Origin of the sequence: Microcystis sp. LE19-84.1B, from assembly GCF_027531875.1 — a bacterium.
In the GTDB taxonomy this organism is placed as follows: domain Bacteria; phylum Cyanobacteriota; class Cyanobacteriia; order Cyanobacteriales; family Microcystaceae; genus Microcystis; species Microcystis panniformis.
The window spans coordinates 1-16,179 of the sequence record NZ_JAPZSR010000255.1; the positions used below are offsets into that span (position 1 = coordinate 1).

Sequence of the window (16,179 nt, forward strand, 5' to 3'; positions counted from 1 at the left end):
CCAGACAGGAGCCAGAAAAAGATATTTATCAGAAAAGTCATGAGCAAGCTAGAGGTTTAAAGACTGAGCGGGTTCCAATTATTTTTATTAATAAATATTTGACACAATTCATACCAGGTAAGCAAGAGGGCTACGGCACTATTACCGAATCATTACCCACGAGTTAATCCTCGTCTCGCCAATTCTTTTTTCCTCTTTCCTAGGGACCTTTGCTGATAATCGGGTCTCATGACACCATTGTTACTCCGGTTTGAGTTCAGGATACTTCCAGATTTAGAAGATCAGGGCTTGTCCCTAGTTTCTCTTTTTCTTTTTAGGGCGCGTAGCGTCCTTCAGGAGCTGATAACTGCTAGACTAATTGGGTGATGCTTGCAAGATTAATAAAACCAGTGTCGAGATTAGAATGCAGGGACTTTTAAGAAAACTTTGGCGTGCGATCAAAAACTTTTTTACCCGACTTTTGGGGGGACAAGGGGGAAAGGGGAGAGTACAAGCGATCGAATCTGTTCCCCTAACCGATACAGACTACGAGTTTCTCTATATGCAGTTACTCGATGGAGTGTCCCACGGTTGGCACGAAGGCAGAATTCTGAGATTTTTTGAGAAATTGGGCGATCGAGGTCGGCAAAAAGATTGGGTAGAATGGTTAGAGCGTTTTGGAACCCGTCTGCAATCCTCCGCTTCCCTTAATCAACTTCTCGCCACCAGAATGATCCGTTTAGGAGAATTAGCTCGCGCTTTTCCCGGGATTGAACGTATTGGTGAAGCTTCCTACGAAATCGGTTATCAACTCTACACCAAAGAAACTGCCACTTTAATCTGGGAATACGCCGGCGAAGATGAGGTGCCGGGCAGTTATTCCCTGCCGCAACCCCCAGAAAATCTCTTATATTCGGGTGAAACTAGCGATTTTAACGGTAATGACCCAGAAAATCCCCAATTAGAAACCCTCACCCTCGATGAATTATTTAACCGTCTGCAAAACGATCCTACCCTAGCGGGCCAAATCGCCGAACAATTGGGCATCGAAAATAAGGACGCAGAAAGCATTATTGATAGTCTGATCGCTCAATTTTCCCCCCAGGAAGGTAAAAACCCTGAAACTGCCGAAGATTGGTTTAATCAGGGCTTAGAACAGGCAAATTTAGGCAATTGGTCAAATGCGATCGCTGATTGGGAACAGGCCTTGAAGATCGATCCCCAATTAGCCTCGGCCTGGCATAATCGTGGTAGTGCCTTAGCCATGGTCGGTAACTACGAAGAAGCGTTAAATAGTTATGATCGCGCCCTAGAAATCACCCCCAACGATCACCAAATCATTAACGCTAGAGGCAGCGCCCTATACGGACTGCAACGTTGGCAAGAGGCTTTAGAATGTTGGCAACAGGTGCTAGAAGCGGACGATAATTTTTATCAAGCTTGGTACAATCGCGGCAGTACCCTAGAAAATTTAGGCGAAACCCAAGCAGCGATCGCCTGTTATCAAAAAGCTTTAGGGATTGCGCCGGATTTTGAGCTTGCCCAAACCCGTCTAGAGGCTTTACTAGGGCAAAAACCGCCCGAAGACGACGGTAATCCCCCCGCCTGATTCAATCTGAACTTGAGCAGTCAACAGCCTACAATGAGGAGAGGATAGAGACTAATTTTAATCAATCAGGCCCAGCAATGAGTATAAAAAGCAAACCTCCTTCACAATCTCGCCTGATCGGTAATGTTTTATTAGCCGTAGGCGGCTTATTTCTGATTGTTAACCTTCTTTTCCCGCAATTATTTGGCCCTAGCGTCCCCAAAGTTCCCTATAGTCTTTTTATCGACCAAGTGGAAGATGGTAACGTCGCTAGGGTATCCGTGGGACAGAATGAGATTCGTTATCAGCTTAAAAACGACCAAGAGGGCAACTACGGACGAATTTTCAGCACTACACCGATTTTTGACCTAGAATTGCCCAAACGTCTAGAAGTTAAGGGCGTAGAATTCGCCGCCGCACCACCGCCAAAAAATGGCTGGATTGGTAGTGTTCTTAGTTGGGTGATTCCTCCCCTGATTTTTGTCGGTATTTGGCAATTTTTCCTCGCTCGCAGCGGTGGCGGTGGTCCAGCCGGGGCTTTATCGATTACCAAAAGTCGCGCTAAAGTCTATGTGGAAGGAGACACCACCAAAACTACTTTTAAAGATGTGGCCGGTGTGGAAGAAGCGAAAACCGAATTGGCCGAAATCGTCGAATTTCTCAAATATCCCCAACGTTACATTCAAATCGGGGCGCGGATTCCCAAGGGTGTCCTCCTAGTCGGTCCGCCGGGGACAGGGAAAACCCTGCTGGCAAAAGCAGTCGCGGGAGAAGCGGGAGTTCCTTTCTTTAGTATCTCAGGTTCGGAATTCGTGGAACTCTTTGTCGGTGCGGGTGCAGCCCGAGTGCGGGATCTGTTTGAACAGGCCAAGAAAAAAGCCCCCTGTATTATTTTTATCGATGAATTAGACGCGATCGGTAAATCTCGCGCTAACGGTAATTTTATGGGGGGTAACGATGAACGGGAACAGACTTTAAACCAATTATTGACGGAAATGGACGGTTTTAACGCTGGTGATGCGACGGTAATCGTGCTGGCCGCTACTAATCGCCCAGAAACTCTTGATCCCGCCCTTTTACGTCCTGGCCGTTTTGATCGCCAAGTGTTAGTTGATCGCCCCGATCTGGCTGGACGCTTAAAAATCCTCGAAATCTACGCAGGTAAGGTAAAATTAGGCTCAGATGTGGATTTAAAACAGATTGCTACCCGCACCCCCGGTTTTGCTGGTGCTGACTTAGCTAATCTAGTCAATGAGGCCGCTTTATTGGCAGCCCGCAATCAACGCAGCACCGTCGCTCAAGAGGACTTTAATGAGGCAATCGAGCGGGTAGTGGCGGGTTTAGAGAAGAAAAGCCGGGTTCTCTCGGAAAAAGAGAAGAAAATCGTCGCTTATCACGAAGTTGGTCACGCTCTCGTCGGTGCAGTTATGCCGGGAGGTGGTAAAGTTGCTAAGATTTCGATCGTGCCTCGCGGCATGGCAGCCCTCGGTTATACCCTGCAAATGCCCACGGAAGACCGTTTCCTTATGGATGATACGGAATTACGCGACCAAATTGCTACTCTTTTGGGTGGTCGGGCTGCCGAGGAGATTATCTTTGGTAGTATTACTACTGGGGCGGCTAATGACCTGCAGCGGGCGACGGATTTGGCCGAACGCATGGTGACAACCTATGGTATGAGTAAGACCTTAGGTCCCCTGGCCTACGAAAAAGGTCAACAGAATAGTTTTCTGGGAGATGGTATGATGAATCCCCGGCGCTTGGTAAGCGATGATACGGCCAAAGCGATCGATAATGAAGTGAAAGAGATTGTCGAAAATGGTCATCAGCAGGCCCTGGATATCCTTGCTCAAAATCGCGATTTACTCGAAGAAATTGCCCAAGAAATCCTCAGTAAAGAGGTGATTGAAGGGGAACAGTTGCAAGCACTGCTCGATCGCGTTAAACCCCTCGATCGAGAACCTGTTACTGTTTAGATTGATTTGATTTTTACCTTACCCCATCTTCAACAAAGATGGGGTTTCTCATCTAGAAATTTTGACCTTTAAGAGGGATTGGGGCTGAATATTGAGGAGATAATCCAGAAAAGTCTTGGCGATCACCGATAGTTTTTTATCCTTGGGATAAACCACATACCAATGGCGTTGGATGGGAAAATCTTGCACGTCAAGGATGGTAAATTCCCCATTGGGATGATCTAAATTTAAGACGTGCTGAGACAGAACTGAAATTCCTAAACCACCAGCGATTGCTTGTTTAATAGCTTCATTATTGCCGATTTCCAAACGCAGAGATACAGTGATGCCATGGTCGAGAAAAATTTGCTGTACTGCCCGTCTAATTCCCGATCCCATTTCCCGCATAATAAAAGGTTCCCCTTGCAGTCGTTTAATTGGAATTTTTTTCTGTCCCGCTAGGGGGTGATCTTTGCGAGCAATAACCACGAGGGGATTTTCCAGAAACGGTTGAATCTCCAGGTTTAGATCTTGGGGGGGTTCGCTTAAAATATATAGGTCATCGACATTATTGGTGATCCTTGTTTCTAGGTCTTGGTGATTGGTCAATTCTAGGGACACATCCACCCCTTGGTACTGTTGACAAAAAGGACCTAGGATCTGAGGGATTAAATATTGGGCTGTGGATACCGCCGCTAAACGCAGTTTACCCTGTTTAATGCCCTTGATGTCAGCGATCGCCATCTCAAAGTTATCAATATCCTTGAGGACTGCCTGACAGGTGACTAATAAACTGCGTCCAGCCTCGGTTAAATACAAACGTTTGCCTATCTGTTCAAATAAGGGTAAACCCACTGCTTTAGTCAGTTGTTTCATCTGGGTAGAAACGGTGGGTTGGGTGATCGATAGTTCTTCAGCAGCCCTGGTGAAACTGCCATGACGAGCGGTCGCTTCAAAGACAATCAGTTGATGTAAAGTGGCGTGAATCAAGAGAGGCCTCTAGAGAGCTACACTTCTGTTACTGCCTTGAGGAGCTTTGCTAAACAGAAGCAGGAATGGAGGGGAACGAGTAAAAACCTCCCCACCCCGCTTATATCATAGGTTTAAATCAATACTTTTGTAAAGATATATCGATTTAAACTCAATTTATAAAATTTGCTTGTCAAGATATCCGTTCTAGTATAGATTTATAACAATCGATCTTTAAAAACCATAAACTTTTGTCTATCAAGGCTGGTCTCTCAACCGCCAGTTTTGTTATGGCAAAAAACCCTTTGCTCAGTTGGATTCTCATGGAAATAACCAATCGTATTCATTTTGACAATTTGCGGGGCGATATATTCGGTGGTCTCACAGCTGCCATCGTTTCTCTCCCTCTAGCTCTCGCTTTCGGTGTAGCTTCTGGGGCTGGAGCGATCGCTGGTTTGTACGGTGCTGTCTGTGTGGGTTTTTTTGCTGCCCTTTTTGGTGGCACCCCCACGTTAATTTCGGAACCAACGGGGCCGATGACGGTAGTAATGACGGCGATCGTGGCCAGTTTAACCGCCAAAAATCCCGAATTAGGCCTACCCATGGCCTTTACGGTAGTCATGTTAGCGGGCATTTTCCAGATTCTGTTCGGTATCTTCAAAATGGGTAAATACATTACCCTGATGCCCTATAGCGTTATTTCTGGCTTTATGTCTGGGATCGGGGTAATCCTGATTATTCTGCAAATTCCGCCATTTTTAGGGCAAGCCGCTCCCAAAGGAGGGGTTTTAGGCACAGTACAGAAAATCCCGGAACTACTCTCTAATATCAATCCCCCTGAAGCCATTCTGGGGGCGATCACCTTGGCGATCATCTTCCTGATGCCCTCGAAATTCAAGCGTTTTGTCCCCCCTCAGTTATTAGCTTTGGTGATAGGAACTCTGATTTCGCTGTTTTTCTTCCAAGGTGCTGAAATTCGCCGGATTGGGGATATTCCCGTGGGTTTACCCACCCTGCAAATGCCCACCTTTAGTGCTGCCCAAATGATCACGATGTTGGTGGATGGGGCAGTTTTAGGGATGTTGGGTTGTATTGATACCCTATTAACGGCGGTAATTGCCGATAGTTTAACCCGTACCGAACACAAATCGAATAAAGAATTGATTGGTCAAGGTATTGGTAACTTAGTATCAGGAATCTGTGGCGGTTTACCCGGCGCCGGGGCTACGATGGGAACTGTCGTCAATATTCAAACCGGTGCGACCACTGCCCTTTCTGGCATTACTCGCGCTTTAATTTTATTAGTCGTCGTTCTCTGGGCCGCCGGTTTAACTAAGAGTATCCCCATGGCAGTATTAGCGGGGATTGCCCTAAAAGTGGGGATCGATATTCTCGACTGGAGTTTCCTGAAACGCTCCCACAAGATTTCTCTGAAAGGGACGCTAATCATGTACGGTGTGCTGTTATTAACAGTATTCGTCGATCTGATCGTTGCTGTGGGTGTGGGGGTCTTTATTGCTAATATTCTCACCATCGATCGCCTCAGTGAACTGCAAGCGCAGGAAGTGAAAACAATCACCGATAACGATGACGAGATTCTCCTAAGTCCAGAAGAAAAACGGTTACTCAACCAAGCTAACGGTCGCATCATCCTATTTTATCTCAGTGGTCCGATGATCTTTGGAGTCTCGAAAGCGATCGCCAGAGAACACACAGCCATGAAGGAAGCGGATGTTTTAATCTTGGACTTGAGTGATGTGCCTTTGTTAGGGGTGACAGCTTCTTTAGCGATCGAAAATGCGATTAAAGATGCGATCGATAAAGGTTTACAAGTCTTTATCGTTGGTGCCACCAGCAAAATCCAGCATCGTTTGGAACGTCTTGGCATTTTAGCCCAACTCCCCCCCGATCATGTGCTAATGGACAGAACCATCGCCCTACAACAAGCGGTAACTTTTGTCAAGACCCATCCTCACCAAGAACCGGAGGATTTTGAGGTTAATCAACTAAACAACTAATGCTTGTCTTGATCCGGGCAACCCCATCCCCAGCTTGACTGTCCTTGAGCGGTGGCTCTTTTTCCTATCCTCCAGTTTTATGACCACCTAAAACCTTTAACCCTCATCCCTTTAAACTCATGATTTTGTCCCCTATTCTGCCTCCTTCGATCGGGGAGATAGCGGCTCCCATGGCTCCGCTCCCCTTGCTCGCCACCGTTGTGGCCGAGGATTCACCGATTATTCTCTCTGGCGTATTGCTGACGCTGGTGGTGATTTATCTGGCCAGCAAGCTCGGAGCGGAGGCCGCCAGACGATTGGATTTTCCGCCCGTACTGGGAGAACTGGTGGCCGGTGTGATCGTCGGCGTTTCGGCACTGCATCTGGTCATCTTTCCCGAAGGGGGACTATCGGCCTCGGACTCGCTGATTATGACGGTACTGCAAGGATTGAATCAATTGGCCCCGGCTGCCGTAGAGCGAATCTTTGAGTCCCAAAGTGAAGTGATTTCGGTTCTAGCTGAAATCGGTGTGATTATTCTGCTGTTTGAAATTGGCCTAGAATCCGATCTGCGACAACTCAAGGAAGTGGGAATTCAAGCCACGGTTGTGGCCTGTGTGGGGGTTGCGGCACCTTTTGCGGCAGGTACAGCCGGGTTAATGCTCGTCTTTCATGTGGCGGCTATCCCGGCGATTTTTGCGGGGGCAGCCTTGACAGCAACCAGTATCGGTATTACCTCGAAAGTGTTGTCAGAGTTAGGTCAACTCAAATCCAAAGAAGGGCAAATTATTGTCGGTGCGGCGGTGATCGATGATGTCCTCGGTATTATTGTTCTGGCTGTGGTCGCTAGTTTAGCCAAAACCGGTGAGATTGATGTGACCAATGTTATTTATCTGATTGTCAGCGCTACGGCCTTTTTGATCGGATCAATTTTGTTGGGAGGTATTTTTAACAAAAGTTTTGTGGCGATCGTGGAGCGGCTGAAAACGAGGGGAAATATTGTTATTCCCGCATTTGTCTTCGCTTTCTTTATGGCATTTTTGGGTAACGCTATTCATCTGGAAGCGATTTTAGGGGCCTTTGCTGCGGGTTTGGTGCTTGATGAAACTGATACCCGCAACGAGTTGGATGAGTTAATTAAACCGATCGCCGATTTGCTTGTACCGATTTTCTTTGTGACGGTGGGAGCGCGTGCCGATCTCGGTGTGTTAAACCCAACGGTGCCGGAGAATCGGGCCGGACTTTTGATCGCTGTCTTTTTGATGGTTGTGGCGATCATCGGTAAACTGGTGACGGGCTGGGCAGTTTTTGGTATATCCGGCATCAATCGCCTCGCCATCGGTGTGGGTATGATTCCCCGGGGTGAGGTGGGTTTAGTTTTTGCTGGGATTGGCTCGGCCAGCGGAATTTTGGATAAGCCTTTGGAGGTGTCGATTATTATTATGGTAATCTTGACCACTTTCCTCGCTCCTCCCTTCCTCAGAATTGCTTTTGGTAAGACGGAAGCTGTTGCCGAAACCCTAGAAAGCAAGGAGCGGGCCAATCCTATTCCTTAATTTTGATGGTAAAATCTGATTTTTTAGACGAGGCTGAAGCATTTTCAGCCTTTTTTGTCGTTGATCACTGGTCAGGAAACAGTGGCGTGCCAAAATTGGCATCGCCATTTAATCTTGACTGTCCCCTAACCGCTCCCTGAAATGAGGATAGTTGCGGGATTTATCAAAAATTTGGGTTTAAAACCCCGTCGTGAAACGACGGCTTTTCTTGATCTTTGATATAACACTTAAGAACTTCCAGTGGCGCACCTCTCAGTTATCAGTTATCAGTTATCAGTTATCAGTTATCAGTGGGTAAGTTATCAGTTATCAGATGTGAGTTTTTAAGGTTCTTCGGTTTGTGTTATGCAATGGAGGGGAGTTATAAGGAATGAAACCCTTATATAGAAAGACATTGCTTCGATTTTTGCCAATTGTTGTCAATCTAGAACGAGCTAATCAATTAAGTCTCTTGCCAGATAAGGATTTAGTCGATTTATACCTCCTGATCGAATCATACCAAGTAACGAAGAGCCCAATATCTCTCGTAATATTCACCGCAACAAGGGAGCCTTATTGACAAAGACAATCCTTGAAACCTTATAAGCTATACTGAATTTAAACTGCGTAGGGGAAATTTTAGTACAAATGCTCAAACTGCTTCTCCCTGCTCCCAACTCTGGCGCTCCCCTGCAATCTTAACGAGTAATTTAGATAGTCAACAGCTTAACCCCGATTTAAGAGCAGATGAAAAATGGCAGCGATTGAATGACAAGGAAAGGAATTTTAAGCTTTAATAGCGGTAGTAGTGATTATAAATGAAATTAAAAGATATTGTCAACAAAGTCAAAATAGATTCTAGGAAATTAACTCAATATGCTCTTAATTTAGACAATCCAAAAGGATTAAATAAAGCCCTCATGTTTCAACGCCACTTAGGATATACTCAAGATAATTATGAGCCACTCCTAGTACAAATTGCCGACAAAGCTCTTGAAGCAAAAGCTGTTTATCAAAGTACAGATATCCATGGACAACGTTATCAAGTCGATCTAGAAATTACAGGAATTGAACCAGGACAAAAAGAAATAGCGAGGACTGTATGGATTGTTGAGCCTGATAGTGATACAGCTAGATTAGTAACTTTATATGTAAGAAAAAGACCATGATTAAACCCGAATTATTTGACCTGGTTGAATTATTAGTTGACTTGCCTGAATATAACTTAAGAATGGGAGAACAAGGGACAATCGTTGAAGACTACAATGATGGTTGTTACGAAATTGAATTTAGTAATGATCGAGGGGAAACTATAGCCCTTTGTCCTCTGCCAATGCAGCAATTTATTATCACCTGGAAAGCTAAGAGCAAAACGTGGTTATCTTTAACAGAAAAGCTAACAGCTTTAATTGATAAATTACCCAAGGAAAAGCAAGAAAAAATTTTAGATTTCACTCGCTCTTTACTGGACTTTCCCGTTGACAAAAGACCATAACCTGTGCTGTATGCTCTGCCCCCTTACTGGGTACAAAAATTGAGTAAATCTCTAATACACGACTTGGCAAATTTTCGTCAAAAAGGGAATAAGGGTGTAAAATAGAGGAAAAGCGAGAAAGACTGGGCATAATGCTGCTCTTATCGATAATATTGCCAATAGTGAACCAATTCCTCTCTAAGTATCGAATCTAAGTATCGAAGCCTATTTGAGCGCAAGAAGGGATTTGAGCAGGTGTGTGGCTACATACAGGGGTGTAGATGTACTCTATGCTTGCAATTTTACCAAGTCGCCCCTTCAACCGAATCGCCCGAATCTCTATTTCTCTAAGCCTGTCAGGGTAATGCTTTCAGCCAATCCTTAAAAAAGTATCAAGAAAATATCATTTTTAAAATAGGAGGATGTTCTCCCATCGCGTATAATATTTGACGCAGATTAACTAATCCTTTTCGGTTCAAACGCAAAATTTTTACTGTTACTCTGCCGATAGAAGTTAATCCAATAATCAAAGTATAATCATTACTCCAAGCAAAATGATCTGACCAATTTTGTTGTCTGGGATTATAAAGAGAGACTATTTCCCCACTAACGGGATCTGTTCCTTCTGTTTTATTATATTTATGATTGTTGCATACTTGGCACGCTAAAGCTAAGTTATCTAAATGAGTGTGACCTCCTTTACTCAGAGGATAAATATGTTCGACAGAGAAGCCTTGAGTGGCAAACTTTTCTTGAGAATAGCAATATTCACAACAATTATCTGCCCTCGCTTTAACCACTTCTTTGAGTCGAGTTGTCAGTTTATTTTCAGTCATTAACGATGGGTTTGATGCTAAGTTGTGTCATTAAATCCGTTAGGGATATTTGACGTAATTGGGCTAATTGGGCTAGATATTCTAGACGTTGTGTTTGGTGAATTTCCATTTGATCGCTCAATTTGAGTAATTCTTGGTACTCTTGCTCTGTTAAATTTTCTTCATTTCTCTTGTTGATTAAAAGTTGATAACGGCCTTGATTATCTTGAGAAAGACCTTGATTAATTTTTAATAATAATTCGGTTTCATCTTTTGATAAACTAGGGGCATGATGTTTCGCTTTTAGCGCAATTATATCTTGAAAAAAACCTTCTAATTCAGATAAGCTTAACTGTTCGACGGCTTCTAGTAAGTCTTCTTTAGATAGTTGGGCTTGAATTTTTATGGTAGGCATTTTCTATGACCTGTTTCATGAAGATCGTCTCTTATTATGTATGATACCCATTATTTCACCCCCATCTAGGGGAATGGCATAAGTTCTAGTTACAATTTCTCCCATTCATCTTTAGAAATTTGAGCTTGTTTTAGAATTCTACTGAGTAAATTAATACTAATATCTGACTGATGAGGATTGGGAAGACGGACTCTTAAGCCATTTTTTTCCATAAATTGGTGTCTTTTCCCTGTGTAGGGACCTTGAAATCCTGCTTTATGCAAAGCTGAAATTAAATTAGAACGAGAAGTTGCACCAAAATAAGGCATGATTCAACTTAGATAAATGTTAGGCGACTAAATCTATTTTTAAAGATAAACCGTCAAATTCTGGCAATTGATGACCTAATTTAATTGCCAATAATATCCATTCTTCTAAGACTTCTAAGAGTTCCCGACGACAAGCTTCTAGGGTTTCTCCGGTTGCCCAAACTCCCGGAGCATTGGGAATGTTGCCATAAAATCCCTCATTATCCTCTAAAAGTTCATAATGGGCTGTTTCCATCGCTTTATTAAGATATTCTTGGATCATAGCTTTCTTTGATTGATTATTTCGTTTTTTCCCAGTATAACATAGTAATTTATCCCTTTGAGCGATCGCTCCTTCAACCGAATCGCCCGATCCTCTGTTTCTCAAAGCCTTTCAGGGCAATGCTTTCAGCCAATCCTTAAAGAAAGTATTAAGAAAACGGGAAGGGGGGAAAAAAATTATGATGGGAGCATCATTCTTTTACCATAACTTAGGCTCAAAGCCAGAATCATTAATTATTTCTACTGTTTCTCCCGATGGTTTAATCACAAATAAACCTTGTTTATAGGCATAACGATCTACTCCTTCATCTATTTCTATTCCTGCCACTGCACCATAAGCTTGATAGTTCTTATAGTGGGGAAATGCTTCTTTAAATCGACTTAATTTTTCTAGAAATTCATTAACATCATCTTTCGATAAACGAGACTTACATTCGACTAAAACTACCTCGGTTTCATCGACGGCTAAAATATCAATCTCCATGGCGATTCCTTGGCGTTTTACCCTAGCGCGACTGTAGGTTTCTTTGACATCGATACCCTTCGCACGAAATAGGCGAATAACCGCAGGTTCCACTAATTCCTCGACAAATCTTCCCCAGCGAGTGGTTAAACTATCCACCGCACGACTGGTATTTGCCACTGTTTTCTCTAGCTGTGCTAAACGGCGATCGGCTTCGGCCTTGGCTTCGGCCGCCCGGCGATCGGCTTCGGCCGCTGGTCGATCATATTCGGCCGATGCTTCGGCCGCCCGGCGATCGGCTTCAGCCTTGGCTTCGGCCGCCCGGCGATCATATTCGGCCGCCCGGCGATCGGCTTCGGCCTTGGCTTCGGCCGCCCGGCGATCGTATTCTTGGCGTGATTGTTCAAACTTTTCGTTAGTTTTCTCGAAAAGTTTATAGATATCTTCGATGGTAATCGGTTGAGACATAGTTATTTACTTTAATCCCCCTTATTTTACTTATTACTATAATTGTACTACCAAATTACCAGTCATTTTTTGGACAGGTGTTAATTCACTGAAACATTCATCTTCGCTCTCCTGTACGCTTAGGCGGGAGCCCGCAGGGAGCGGCGTAGCGGTGCGCCCCTTCAACCGAATCGCCCGAACTCCTATTTTTCCAAGCCTCTCAGGGTAATGCCTTCAGCCAATTCTTAAAAAAGTATTAAGAAAACGGGAAGGGGTCAAAAAAAATAAGGAATTTTCGGATATCACCTTTTCCGTAAACTCCCCCTATAACTGACTACTGTTTACCTTTATTCCTTTCTGTGAGGAGTTTAAACCTATGACATTATCAACACTTATCAAAAAATCGATCGGTGGTGGGGTCGCCCTTATCGGTCTATCTTTACTCGCTCCTGTATCTGGTGCGAGCGCCGCTACTTTTGGCTTTTCTTTCTCGAATGTGGATGGCCCGGTTAGTGGTACAGTTTCTGGGACAATAGAGTTGCCGGACGCGGCACTAACCACGGATGGGATATACGCGGCTACCGCTCTTTCCGTCACCTCCGCTCCTGCCGCTTTAGGATACACGCTACCGGTTATTGGTACATTCCCATCACTGGGTCCTAATGATTTTAATGTTGTGGGTGGTAATATCATTCTGTCCGGTACTCAATTCGCTCGTGGTCAATTGTTCGTAACGGGTTCTCCAAATGCATTTGGATTAAATTCTGCTCTCGGAACTCTATTCGGTACAAACGGGGTTGGTGATGCTTCAAGTGGAGTTTTAGACTCAAATAGTTCAACACTGACATTTACTCGCGCTACTTCCGTTCCCGAACCGGGTACTATCTTCGGTTTAGTAACAGTGGGTGCTTTAGGGGCATTATCTCGCAAGCGCAAGGGATAAAAGGATTTTCCGCCGCTAAAAATTCCGTAACCCCTTGACAATTTACCCGACTAGGGAGACGAAATTGTTTTCACTCCCTAGTATCTTTCCCGAAAAATAAATATGAAACATTTTCCGCTTATTTCCCCTCGAAACGTTTTAGCTTCCGTAGCGATCGCTTTATCCCTTGGTTTGGGTTTAACCGCCCCTCTACAAGCGCAGTTAACCGGTAGAGTGAACTTTGAACGGGGCAGTGATATGGCCGCCCTCAATGGCACGATTACAGGGCGTGAATACCGAGATTTCGTCTTAAGAGCGAGGAAAGGTCAAACCCTGATGGTTTCTCTCGCCGATGATGGGACAGGCAACCCCGAAGACAAGCATAGCGTATTTTTTAATATCCTGCCGCCGGGTAGTAATAATGTAGCGATTTATAACAGTTCTGCCCAAGGCCCCAACGCCATGGCTAAAATCAAACTCCCCAAAGATGGCGACTATACCATTCGTGTCTATCTCATGGGAGAAGCGAAAGACGGCAATCATACTGTTCCTTTCACCGTCTCGGTAACGATTAGGTAGTTATCGAAAAATCCTGAACGCATCCTAGAGATTATCGCCCCTCTTACTCTGTAAGAAAATCAATCATGTTCGAGTCTATAAAATTCAGCGCCATCGCCACCGGAATCGCCCTCGTCGCTACTTTACCAGTTTATGCCGCGAATACTGCTACCATGTTGTCGGCCTGCAAATCTCGCGCCGCTAATGCTTATAAAACCTCGCCGGGTAATATCGTTGTCAAATACGAAGGACAACGCACCGACGGCACTCACGCAGTGAATGGCACTTACGAGACGGATAAAATGGTCAATACCTTCCAATGTTCCTTTAACCGCAACGGCAACCAGATCGTCAAATTTATCAAAAACCTACCCTATTCCAAAGTGGACGAAGGCGCTATGTAATAACACGCTCACTTAGTCTTCATTGGAGGAGATCAAAAAAGCATGAAACCCGTTTATGTCTTGTTGATAGCTATTACCACGGGTGTTATCGGTGCGGGTATCGGATTGTTTCTAGGAGGGAAATTCTTGGGAACCCTCGGATTCCAGGTGGTGTAACCTACGGTGTTTGTGTCGCCACGGAAACGGGAAAACAAGCGGGTTTACTAACCCAATCGGAAACCGATCAACTCTTAAAACAAATTAAAGCAAGAGCGGGTTCAGATTTTAATTTGAAACCAGAACAAATCGAAGAATTCGCCAAAATCAACTGTCAAGACACCCTAGAAAAAGCGAAATCAGCCCGTTCGGAAAAAAACTAGACGGACGTTATAGTACAATTGTCAACAAATCTAGCGATCGCTGTAAAACATCTAATTAACTTGGGAAAAAACTTAAATCATGCGTAAACTCTTTTCCGCTTTTTTACTGGCCACCTTACTCACCACCCCAGTCATCCTACCTTCCCACGCTTTCGGCGAAATCCGTAAAGAACGGGTGCAATTCAAAGCCGGAACCGAAGGAACCACTATTCAAGGCAAAATCAAGGGAGAACAAGTCGTTCAATACCTAATTCGCGCCAATGCTGGACAAAATATGTCGGTTAGCCTCTTGAGTGATAACGGGGGTGCTTCTTTCAATATTTTCGCACCGGGAAAAGTCCCGGGCAAAGACGCGGCGATGGTTATCGGGAACAATGTCGGTAATGCTCACGAGGGAATCCTACCGGCGAACGGCGATTACACGATCCAAGTGGGTTTGACTCGCAACTCGGCGCGGAATAATGAAGTGGCTAATTATCGCCTAAAAATCTTTATTTCCAATAATTACAACCAAAGCGATGCCAAAGTACCGGGGACAAATTACCATGCTACGGGTAATGTTACCTGTTCGATGGGCGATGGAAAACCGGCGGGATCTTGTCCCTTTGGTGTCACTCGTCGGGGGAACGGTAGCGCGGATGTCACTGTTACCAAACCCGATGGTCGCAAGCGTATCATTTTCTTTGAAAAGGGAAAAGCGATCGGTGCAGATACCAGTCAGGCAGATCCTGGAGCGTTTAGCGCCTCGAAACAAGACGATATCTATATTATTCGCATCGGCAAGGAACGCTACGAGATTTTTGAAGCGATCATTTTTGGGGGTTAGGTGCTGCTTTTCGTAAGCGCCAAGGATAAAATCCCCATTGAGGATAGTTTTCAGTGCATCTTAGCCTTTAGGAGGGTTTTTACCCATCCTTTTGTTATTTTTGGGGATAGGGGTTTAATTTTGTTCAAATACAGGTCAGGCTTGACCTGTATTTGAATTGAAAATGTATGATTCCACCTGTAAATTTATCGCCCTTGAATATTCCAGAGACTTAGCCAGGTGGTGATTCGGTAGTAGTGATGGCGGCTTAATCCTTTGCTTTGCTGTGCATTGTAGTCAGGGATAAAATACCAAAGGGTTCCCCAACGTGATTCTCCATTTTTTTAGAGAAAGATAGACTCTCTCTCACCAACCGAGAAATCCTTTGTCGAAAGGTATTATTTAATCTTTCAATAGGATTGGTTTGACCAGTTTCTTTTCCGACTGGTCGATGACGTTTACTAGGAATTACTGTCTTATAGGACTCCCAAAAGTCTGTGTAAGCAACCGCACATTGTCGGTAAACACCGGGTAAACTGGCCCCAAAGTTTTTTGGCTGATTGACGACTCCTATCTCCGCGCATAGCCACCAATAATTTCCCTTGTCTTTCTATCAATTGCAAGCCAAATATAGACCTTTATCGTCTTAGAAAAAACCAAAGACCACATCTCATCACATTCTATAACCAATTTACCTTTTGGTTTGTCCGAAACCTTTATTTGACGGGGGACAGCCGCCAGTTTATTGTTGACATAGTTTTGTAACCATGACCAACTCAATCCAGTTACTCTAGCAATTCCTCGTCAGGAAATTCGTTCGAGCAAGAGTTGATCAATTAATTGTTTGGTTTCGTCAGAGACGGTTTTATTAGTGGGATTGATCACAAACGGTTGACCACATTCTTTACCTTGACGTTTGGGTTTT

General features: G+C 44.4%; 16 protein-coding genes and 1 pseudogene. 10 read left to right on the plus strand and 7 right to left on the minus strand.

The genetic code is table 11. The features are described 5' to 3' along the window. Positions 1–403 precede the first annotated feature (403 nt). Together O9324_RS15030 and ftsH4 are read left to right on the plus strand one after the other, a co-directional pair. Positions 404–1,588: a tetratricopeptide repeat protein gene (locus tag O9324_RS15030; RefSeq protein WP_288140599.1), complete on the plus strand. Its 1,185-nt coding sequence runs from the start codon at positions 404–406 to the stop codon at positions 1,586–1,588. A 77-nt stretch (positions 1,589–1,665) separates the two neighbouring features. Beyond that, positions 1,666–3,543: an ATP-dependent zinc metalloprotease FtsH4 gene (gene ftsH4 / locus O9324_RS15035; RefSeq protein ID WP_288140600.1), complete on the plus strand. Its 1,878-nt coding sequence runs from the start codon at positions 1,666–1,668 to the stop codon at positions 3,541–3,543. A 48-nt stretch (positions 3,544–3,591) separates the two neighbouring features. Here the strand turns inward: ftsH4 and O9324_RS15040 are convergent, their stop codons facing one another. Next, positions 3,592–4,512, minus strand: coding sequence for a LysR family transcriptional regulator (locus tag O9324_RS15040; protein WP_288140601.1), 921 nt, complete (start codon positions 4,510–4,512; stop codon positions 3,592–3,594). A 302-nt stretch (positions 4,513–4,814) separates the two neighbouring features. On the opposite strand from O9324_RS15040, the gene bicA reads away from it, so the two are divergent. The 4 genes from bicA (at position 4,815) to O9324_RS15060 (ending at position 9,518) form a co-directional block, all read left to right on the plus strand. Beyond that, entirely contained in the window at positions 4,815–6,509 is a 1,695-nt protein-coding gene (bicA, locus tag O9324_RS15045) for a bicarbonate transporter BicA (RefSeq protein WP_288116603.1), read from the plus strand. 119 nt (positions 6,510–6,628) lie between these two features. After that, complete coding sequence (locus O9324_RS15050; RefSeq protein ID WP_288140602.1) at positions 6,629–8,044, plus strand: cation:proton antiporter; 1,416 nt, start codon at positions 6,629–6,631, stop codon at positions 8,042–8,044. Positions 8,045–8,841: 797 nt separating this feature from the next. Then, entirely contained in the window at positions 8,842–9,192 is a 351-nt protein-coding gene (locus O9324_RS15055; protein WP_287629956.1) for a DUF6883 domain-containing protein, read from the plus strand. Then, positions 9,189–9,518 carry a DUF4926 domain-containing protein gene (locus O9324_RS15060; protein WP_004159801.1) on the plus strand — a complete coding sequence of 110 codons (330 nt, stop codon included), beginning with the start codon at positions 9,189–9,191 and terminating at the stop codon, positions 9,516–9,518. Before O9324_RS15055 ends, O9324_RS15060 begins: the two co-directional genes overlap by 4 nt. Before the next feature lie 371 nt (positions 9,519–9,889). Here O9324_RS15060 and O9324_RS15065 read toward each other — a convergent pair whose 3' ends face one another. From O9324_RS15065 to O9324_RS15085, 5 genes are all read right to left on the minus strand, one after another. Continuing rightward, positions 9,890–10,333, minus strand: a complete 444-nt coding sequence (locus O9324_RS15065; protein WP_004159805.1) for an HNH endonuclease — start codon at positions 10,331–10,333, stop codon at positions 9,890–9,892. Next, positions 10,326–10,727: a hypothetical protein gene (locus O9324_RS15070; protein ID WP_004159806.1), complete on the minus strand. Its 402-nt coding sequence runs from the start codon at positions 10,725–10,727 to the stop codon at positions 10,326–10,328. Before O9324_RS15070 ends, O9324_RS15065 begins: the two co-directional genes overlap by 8 nt. An 89-nt stretch (positions 10,728–10,816) precedes the next feature. Beyond that, positions 10,817–11,035, minus strand: coding sequence for a type II toxin-antitoxin system HicA family toxin (locus O9324_RS15075; protein WP_002787539.1), 219 nt, complete (start codon positions 11,033–11,035; stop codon positions 10,817–10,819). Positions 11,036–11,054: 19 nt separating this feature from the next. After that, a complete protein-coding gene (locus O9324_RS15080) occupies positions 11,055–11,297 on the minus strand; it encodes a type II toxin-antitoxin system HicB family antitoxin (RefSeq protein ID WP_002787538.1) in 243 nt (80 codons plus the stop codon). 198 nt (positions 11,298–11,495) lie between these two features. Beyond that, the gene (locus O9324_RS15085) at positions 11,496–12,227 is read right to left on the minus strand and encodes a DUF3782 domain-containing protein (protein WP_288140603.1); all 732 of its coding nucleotides are present in this window, start codon (positions 12,225–12,227) and stop codon (positions 11,496–11,498) included. A 355-nt stretch (positions 12,228–12,582) separates the two neighbouring features. On the opposite strand from O9324_RS15085, the gene O9324_RS15090 reads away from it, so the two are divergent. From O9324_RS15090 to O9324_RS15105, 4 genes are all read left to right on the plus strand, one after another. Then, positions 12,583–13,149 (plus strand): PEP-CTERM sorting domain-containing protein, encoded by a 567-nt coding sequence (locus tag O9324_RS15090; protein WP_288140604.1) that lies wholly within the window; start codon positions 12,583–12,585, stop codon positions 13,147–13,149. A gap of 102 nt (positions 13,150–13,251) precedes the next feature. Then, a complete protein-coding gene (locus O9324_RS15095; protein WP_288140605.1) occupies positions 13,252–13,707 on the plus strand; it encodes a hypothetical protein in 456 nt (151 codons plus the stop codon). A 65-nt stretch (positions 13,708–13,772) separates the two neighbouring features. Continuing rightward, complete coding sequence (locus O9324_RS15100; RefSeq protein ID WP_002757707.1) at positions 13,773–14,090, plus strand: hypothetical protein; 318 nt, start codon at positions 13,773–13,775, stop codon at positions 14,088–14,090. A gap of 438 nt (positions 14,091–14,528) precedes the next feature. Then, positions 14,529–15,275, plus strand: a complete 747-nt coding sequence (locus tag O9324_RS15105) for a hypothetical protein (RefSeq protein WP_004159814.1) — start codon at positions 14,529–14,531, stop codon at positions 15,273–15,275. A 185-nt stretch (positions 15,276–15,460) separates the two neighbouring features. Here O9324_RS15105 and O9324_RS15110 read toward each other — a convergent pair. After that, a pseudogene (locus O9324_RS15110) lies at positions 15,461–16,179 on the minus strand (IS1 family transposase); the annotation flags it as partial.

Coding starts and splice junctions, on each gene's coding strand:
- O9324_RS15030 (WP_288140599.1), top strand. CDS start 404: ATGCAGGGACTTTTAAGAAAACTTTGGCGTGCGATCAAAAACTTTTTT.
- ftsH4 (WP_288140600.1), top strand. CDS start 1,666: ATGAGTATAAAAAGCAAACCTCCTTCACAATCTCGCCTGATCGGTAAT.
- bicA (WP_288116603.1), top strand. CDS start 4,815: ATGGAAATAACCAATCGTATTCATTTTGACAATTTGCGGGGCGATATA.
- O9324_RS15050 (WP_288140602.1), top strand. CDS start 6,629: ATGATTTTGTCCCCTATTCTGCCTCCTTCGATCGGGGAGATAGCGGCT.
- O9324_RS15055 (WP_287629956.1), top strand. CDS start 8,842: ATGAAATTAAAAGATATTGTCAACAAAGTCAAAATAGATTCTAGGAAA.
- O9324_RS15060 (WP_004159801.1), top strand. CDS start 9,189: ATGATTAAACCCGAATTATTTGACCTGGTTGAATTATTAGTTGACTTG.
- O9324_RS15065 (WP_004159805.1), bottom strand. CDS start 10,333: ATGACTGAAAATAAACTGACAACTCGACTCAAAGAAGTGGTTAAAGCG.
- O9324_RS15070 (WP_004159806.1), bottom strand. CDS start 10,727: ATGCCTACCATAAAAATTCAAGCCCAACTATCTAAAGAAGACTTACTA.
- O9324_RS15075 (WP_002787539.1), bottom strand. CDS start 11,035: ATGCCTTATTTTGGTGCAACTTCTCGTTCTAATTTAATTTCAGCTTTG.
- O9324_RS15080 (WP_002787538.1), bottom strand. CDS start 11,297: ATGATCCAAGAATATCTTAATAAAGCGATGGAAACAGCCCATTATGAA.
- O9324_RS15085 (WP_288140603.1), bottom strand. CDS start 12,227: ATGTCTCAACCGATTACCATCGAAGATATCTATAAACTTTTCGAGAAA.
- O9324_RS15090 (WP_288140604.1), top strand. CDS start 12,583: ATGACATTATCAACACTTATCAAAAAATCGATCGGTGGTGGGGTCGCC.
- O9324_RS15095 (WP_288140605.1), top strand. CDS start 13,252: ATGAAACATTTTCCGCTTATTTCCCCTCGAAACGTTTTAGCTTCCGTA.
- O9324_RS15100 (WP_002757707.1), top strand. CDS start 13,773: ATGTTCGAGTCTATAAAATTCAGCGCCATCGCCACCGGAATCGCCCTC.
- O9324_RS15105 (WP_004159814.1), top strand. CDS start 14,529: ATGCGTAAACTCTTTTCCGCTTTTTTACTGGCCACCTTACTCACCACC.